A 4,290-nucleotide genomic window follows, 5' to 3' on the forward strand; every position below is an offset into this window, starting at 1 on the left:
CGCCGCGTCGAGCAGGCGCGCGGCCTGCGCCGGCACGAGGCCGCGCGCATTCGCGTGTTGCGCGCGCGAGTTCGCGAGGCCGACGAGGTGCAGGCCGCCAGCCGCCGGCGTCGCGAGCAGGCGCAACAACGCCGTACCGACGACGCCGCTGCCGAGCAGCACGAGTGCGGCGTCGCGCGGCGCAGCGCGTCCGTGCGGCGCGGGGGGCGCGGCATCGTCCGCGACGCCGACGGGCGGAACGATCGCGCGCGTGGGCAGCGCGCTCATGCGCGCACCTGTTTTCGCGTCGCCGCGGCCGCACGCGCGAGCGCCGCCTCGAGGTCGGCGCAGAGGTCCTCGCCGTCCTCGATGCCCGCGGACACGCGCAGCAACGCGTCGCCGATGCCGGCCTTGCGGCGCGCTTCGGGCGCCATCGACGCGTGCGTCATCGTCGCCGGGTGCGCGATGAGGCTCTCGACGCCGCCGAGCGACTCGGCCAGCGAGAAGTACTCGAGGCCGTCGAGGAAGGCCGCGATCGCGGCGTCGCCGCCGCGAAGCTCGAAGCTCAGCATCGCGCCGAAGCCGGACTGCTGGCGAGCCGCGAGCGCGTGGCCCGGGTGATCCGGCAGGCCCGGCCAGTACACGCGGCCGACCTGCGCATGCGCTTCGAGCAGCGTGGCGATGCGCGCGGCGTTGTCCTCGTGCGCACGCAGGCGCGGCACGAGCGTGCGCAGGCCGCGCAATGTGAGGAAGCTGTCGAACGGCGCACCCGTGAGGCCGAGGCAGTTCGCCCACCAGGCGAGCTGGCGGGCGGTTTCGCCATCGCGCGCGACGACCGCGCCGCCGACGACGTCGCTGTGGCCGTTGATGTACTTGGTGGTCGAATGCACGACGATGTCGGCGCCGAGCACGAGCGGCTGCTGCAACGCGGGCGACAGGAACGTGTTGTCGACGACGCAGCGCGCGCCCGCGGCGTGCGCGGCCTGCGCGACGTGGCGCACGTCGGTGATGCGCAACAGCGGGTTCGACGGCGTCTCGACCCAGACGAGGTCGGGCGCCGCCGCGAGTTCGGCCGCGAGCGTGGCCGGATCGGTGAGATCGGCGAAGCGAACGCGAAAGCGACCCTTCCTCGCCCATGCATCGAGCAATCGCCACGTGCCGCCGTAGCAATCGTGCGCGGCGAGCACGAGGCCACCCGCGGGCACGAGTTCGAGCACGAGCGCGACCGCGGCCATGCCACTCGCGGTGACGATCGCGTCCGCGCCGTGCTCGAGCGCGGCGAGCGCGGCGGCGAGCTGGTCGCGCGTCGGGTTGCCGCTGCGCGAGTAGTCGTACGCGCGCTTGCGGCCGTAGCCCTCGAACGTGTAGTTCGTGCTGAGGTGCAAGGGCGGCACGACCGCGCCGTGCTGCGTGTCGGATTCGATGCCCGCGCGCACGGCGCGGGTATGGGGCGTGGGGCTCATCACGGACTCCAGGGGTGGTTACTTCGGGAATGCGCGTCCGTGCGCGTTCCCGACCGGGCATCGTCGGGCCGTCAGGCGACCCGGTCGCGGCGGCGCGGGGGCGGCGCCACGGCGTGTACGCGATCGATCCGTCGATCGCGTCGTCACGGGTCGACGAGCGTCTCGCGCAGCAGCCCGCCGATCGAGGCGGATTCCTTCAGGAACGCGTCGTGGCCGTAGCGCGAGTCGATCACGTGCAACGTCGCCGCCGTGCCGCAGCGGCGCTGCAGTTCGCACAGGTCGGCGAGCGGCACGACGCGGTCGGAGGCGATGCCGACGAGCGTGGTCGGCACGCGCACGCGTTCGGGCGCGACGGCGTGCAGGTCGATCGATTCGGACAACGCGAGGAAGCGGTCCGCGTCGAAGCGTTGCGCGAAGCGCGCGCCCGCGGCGCCGAGCCAGTCCTCTTCGGCGAAGCGGAAGCGGCCGTCGACGTGCCGCGGCGCGCCCGCGCAGCGCTCGGCGAACTCGCGCTCGCCGCGGTAGGTCGTCATCGCGAGGCGGCGCGCGAGGTCGAGGCCGGCACCGACGTCGCCATGGCGCGCGGCGAAGCGCACCACCTCGCGCTGGATATTGCGCACGGCGATGCTGAGCGGGTGCGCGCGATGCGCCCCCGCGATCGCGACGAGGCGATCGACGCGCTGCGCGTGGCGCGTCGCGAACGCGAGGGCGACCATCGCGCCGTACGACGCGCCGACGAATGCGTGCGCACGCCGAATGCCGAGCGCATCGAGCACGGCGGCGATCGCGTCGGCCTGGTCGTCGCTCGCGACGGCGAGCGCGTCCCCGAGGTCGCTGCGCGCGAGCCAGTCGATCGAGAGCACGTGCCAGCGGCGCAGGTCGATCGCCGCGCCGTCGCCGACGATGTCGTCCCACCAGCCCGCGTCGTCGCCGTGCGCGGCGACGCGTCGATCGGCGGAGATGCCGCCCTGCACGATCACGAGTGGCACGTCGTCGCGGCCGTGCAGCGACCAGCGCACGCGCGCCTCGAGCACGCCGTCCGCATACTTCGGCCGCAGCCGGACGACGGCTTCGCCGAGTCTCGGCGACGATGGCGCGGCCGCGGCGCCGGTACGGAACACGGCGTCGAACGCCGCGTCGAAGGGCGAGGCCAAGGCCGTGGATGCGAATTCGCTCGCCGTGGAGCGGGCTTCGGTGTGCAGGCTCATCGCGGTTCTCCATTCGCGCCCATCGCGCCGCGGGAGAGCCGGAGACGGAGACGACGCCGCGCAGCCGACCGGCCACGCGTCGTCGCCACCCATCTCTCGGCGGATCGCGCAGTGCGCGTCCCCGCGGGAGTTGGCACCTGGCGGCACGGTGGAATCGCTGCGATTCCCCACCCGCTGGTTGCCCCGGCGTCGTCGGGCCTGTCCCTCGACCGGTCTTGATGAGCAGTGGCGCGCACTGTAGCGGCGACCCGCGCCTGCGTCAATGGCCGTTTAGCCGTCTAAATTGCCATATGCTCGATCGGCATGAGTTTGCAGGCCCGCCCTGCCCTTCTGCCGCTCGCGGGAGAAAGTTGGGTGATGGTGCTTCTGCGATGGCCCGCGTTGTTGTTCGAGAGCGGGCGCAGCTTCTTTCGCGATGACGGACTCGCGTCCGTGCGTGTTCGTCCCGCATCGGTGCGCATCGCTTTCCCCTCTCGCATCCCTGCGCATCGCTTTCCCCTCTCCCGCTTGCGGGAGAGGGCTGGGTGAGGGTGCTTGTGCGGTGGCCTGCGTTGTTGTTCGAGAGCGCGCGCGGTTACTTTCGCGAGAACCGACTCGCATCCCTGCGTGTTCGTCCCGCATCCCTGCGGGCCGGTTACCTTCTCTTGCTTGTCCAAGAGAAGGTAACCCAAGAGAAGGACACCCCGGGCAGCCCGGCCGACGGGCGTCCTGCCCGTCGACTGCGCGAGCGGGCTACGGGGTTCGTTGGCGACACATCCCTGTGTCGTCAACGAACGCGCGCGCGTCCGTGCGCGCGCCCCTGCGGGCTTTTCCTCCGCCCGCTCGCCGGGCCGCACGGGGCCCCGGAGAAGCAGCGCGCTCCTGCGCGCGGAAGCAGAAGCGATAGGACATCGCAGAACCGACGTTGAGCCGCGACTCGTAGGGCAGGTCGAGCGCGCAGCGCGAGTCCCGCCGCATGCTTGCGATTTGGGTTCACGGTGGCAGCGGTGGGACTCGCGGTCGCGCGTCTCGCACGCGCGCGCGTGGTCGCGCCGCTGCGTCCCTACGACGATGCGAGCGCCGCTTCGCTCTGCTTGTGCTTCTGCGCGCAGGAGCGCGCCGCTCTTCCGGGCCCCGTCAGCGCCGGCGAGCGGCGGGCGAATAGCCCGAAGGGTGAGCGCGATGGATCGCGCTCATTGCGCCGTCGGCACATGGATGTGCCGTCGGCGCAACCGGCCGCATCACGGCTACTGCGCGCAGGAGCGCGCCGCTCTTCCGGGCCCCGTCAGCGACGGCGAGCGGCGGACGAATAGCCCGAAGGGTGAGCGCGATGGATCGCGCTCATTGCGCCGTCGGCACATGGATGTGCCGTCGGCGCAACCGGCCGCCGATCGCGCACCCGCAGGGCAGGATGCCCGGAGGGCAGGATGCCCGGAGGGCGACGCTGTCGGGGTGTCCTTTCTTGGGGTTACCCTTCTTTGGACAAGCAAAGAAGGGTAACCGGCCCGCGGGGATGCGGGACGAACATGCACGGACGCGGGTCGGTTGTCGCGAAGAGTCGCGCCTGCTGCTCGCAAGCACGAACAGCGAAGACGCACCGCAGAAGCACCCTCACCCAACCCTCTCCCGCAAGCGGGAGAGGGAAAGTACGGGACCATGCG

Annotated in this window: 2 protein-coding genes, 1 pseudogene and 1 riboswitch; all 3 genes and pseudogenes read right to left on the reverse strand. The window is 72.1% G+C overall.

Annotated features, from left to right (window positions below; genetic code table 11):
- Positions 1-267 (reverse strand): annotated as a pseudogene (locus tag VI238_RS14355) (hypothetical protein); the annotation flags it as partial.
- Positions 264-1,442 (reverse strand): cystathionine gamma-synthase, encoded by a 1,179-nt coding sequence (gene metB / locus VI238_RS14360; protein WP_331652542.1) that lies wholly within the window; start codon positions 1,440-1,442, stop codon positions 264-266. The pseudogene VI238_RS14355 and the gene metB, both read right to left, overlap by 4 nt.
- Positions 1,443-1,585: 143 nt before the next feature.
- On the reverse strand, positions 1,586-2,650 hold the full coding sequence (gene metX / locus VI238_RS14365) for a homoserine O-succinyltransferase MetX (protein WP_331652544.1): 1,065 nt from the start codon (positions 2,648-2,650) through the stop codon (positions 1,586-1,588).
- An 86-nt stretch (positions 2,651-2,736) separates the two neighbouring features.
- Positions 2,737-2,875, reverse strand: a riboswitch (SAM riboswitch).
- Positions 2,876-4,290: the final 1,415 nt, after the last annotated feature.

The sequence above is a fragment of the Dokdonella sp. genome, from assembly GCF_036518555.1.
Classification (GTDB): Bacteria; Pseudomonadota; Gammaproteobacteria; order Xanthomonadales; family Rhodanobacteraceae; genus Dokdonella_A.

Bases quoted from the DNA above. Each gene is read 5' to 3' on its own strand.
- metB (WP_331652542.1), bottom strand. From the start codon at position 1,442: ATGAGCCCCACGCCCCATACCCGCGCCGTGCGCGCGGGCATCGAATCC.
- metX (WP_331652544.1), bottom strand. From the start codon at position 2,650: ATGAGCCTGCACACCGAAGCCCGCTCCACGGCGAGCGAATTCGCATCC.